Origin of the sequence: Sporichthya sp., from assembly GCF_013815995.1 — a bacterium.
Classification (GTDB): domain Bacteria; phylum Actinomycetota; class Actinomycetes; order Sporichthyales; family Sporichthyaceae; genus Sporichthya.
Window position 1 is genome coordinate 1 of the sequence record NZ_JACDFE010000025.1, and the last position, 1,769, is coordinate 1,769.

At 70.3% G+C, this 1,769-nt stretch carries 3 protein-coding genes; all 3 read left to right on the plus strand.

Features of this window, described 5'->3' with window-relative positions; genetic code table 11:
* Positions 1–341: enoyl-CoA hydratase-related protein (locus H0X00_RS04865; protein WP_293767639.1), on the plus strand; the 341-nt coding region annotated here is incomplete at its 5' end.
* 42 nt (positions 342–383) lie between these two features.
* On the plus strand, positions 384–1,169 hold the full coding sequence (locus H0X00_RS04870) for an alpha/beta hydrolase (RefSeq protein ID WP_293767641.1): 786 nt from the start codon (positions 384–386) through the stop codon (positions 1,167–1,169).
* Between the two features lie 3 nt (positions 1,170–1,172).
* On the plus strand, positions 1,173–1,769 hold a 597-nt coding region (locus H0X00_RS04875), incomplete at its 3' end, for an acyl-CoA dehydrogenase family protein (protein WP_293767642.1).

The following is a 1,769-nucleotide window of genomic DNA, read 5'->3' on the forward strand; positions in this document are numbered from 1 at the left end:
GGCCGCAGGCGGTCGGCATGCTCCGGGCCCGGCGCCACCTGCTCACCGGCGACCCCGTCGACGCCGCGGCCGCACACGCGATGGGCCTGGTCAGCGACCTGGTCGACACCCCCGACGAGGTGCTCCCGGCCGCGCAGGCGCTGGCCGCCCGGATCGCCGCGCTCCCACCGCTCGCGGTGCAGGGCACCAAACGTGCGCTCAACCGCGTCACGCAGTTGCGCGCCGGCGAGGTCGTCGATCTCTCACTGGCCCACGAGGAGACCACGCTGGCCTCCCGTGATCTGCTGGAGGCGATCGACTCGTTCACCGAGCGTCGTCCCGGCGCCTATCACGGCAACTAACAGAGCCAAGGCAACTGACCACCCGTCACCGGAGGATCCCGCATGCCGATCGCTGAGCTCAACGGCAACAAGGTCTACTACGAGGTCACGGGCGACGGTCCCGAGACCATCGTGTTCTCGCACGGCGCCTTCCTGGACCACACCATGTGGCAGCCGGTCGTCGATGCCCTCTCCAGTGAGTATCGCTGCATCACCTGGGACGAGCGTGGGCACGGCATGACCGAGTGCAACGCCGCCTTCGACTACTACGACCTCGCCGCCGACGCGCTCGGCCTGCTCGAGGCAGCCGGGGCGGAGCGTGCTGTGTTCGTCGGCATGTCCCAGGGCGGCTGGCTCAGCCAGCGCGTGGCGCTCACCGCGCCGGACAAGGTCCGTGGGCTCGTCCTGGTCGGAACCTCACTGCCGCTGATGAGCGACGAAGAGGTCACCGGCTTCACCCAGCTCTCCCAGGGCTGGCTGGGGATGGGCCCGGTCGGCCCCATCGCCGACGCGGTCTACGGCATCCAGTTCGCCGGCACCGACTACGACGGCTCGCGCTATCGCGAGCGCTGGCTGGGCAAGGCGCCGTCGGCCTGGGCCGAGCCCTGGCAGACGATTCTGCAGCGCCGCGACGACATCACCGGCCGGGTCGGCGAGATCACCTGCCCCGTCGCGGTCGTCCACGGAACCGCCGACGTGGCGTTCTCCCTCGACAGTGCCCAGGCGATGGCAGCCGCGTTCCCGAACACCCGCGGCATCACGGTGATCGAAGGTGGCCCGCACGCCACCCCGCTGACGCACACCGACCAGGTCGTCGACGCGCTGCGCGGCTTCATGAAGAGCCTGTAGCCGTTGAGGAGGACCGTCTTCGACGACCGGCACGAGGCCTACCGCAAGCACGTCCGGGCCTTCCTGACCGATGAGGTCGTCCCGGAGTACGCCGCGTGGGAAAAGGCCGGGGCCCCGCCCCGGAGCTTCTGGGCCCGGGCGGGGACTGCGGGCATCCTCGGCGTCGGCATCCCGGTCGAGTACGGCGGCAACCCGGACACCACGTTCCTGCACAGCGCCGTGTTCGCCGAGGAGGCGCAGGCGCTCGGCCTGGCGATCAGTGGGGTGCGGGTTCAGGTGGACATCTGCGCGCCCTACTTCCTGGGCTACTGCAACCCCGAGCAGAAGCAGCGCTGGCTGCCGCGGATCGCCTCCGGGGACGCGCTCACCGCAATCGCCATGTCCGAGCCGGGCGCCGGGTCGGACATGAAGTCGATGGTGACCTGGGCCCGCCGCGACGGTGACCGCTACCTCGTCAACGGGGCCAAGACCTTCATCTCCAACGGCATGAACGCGAACCTGATCGTGCTGGCGGTGAAAACCGACCGCGAGGCCGGGCGCAAGGGCATCAGCCTGTTGGTGATCGAGGCGGAGTCCTTCGGGGGGTCGTGGGGGGGGGGG

Coding starts and splice junctions, on each gene's coding strand:
- H0X00_RS04870 (WP_293767641.1), top strand. CDS start 384: ATGCCGATCGCTGAGCTCAACGGCAACAAGGTCTACTACGAGGTCACG.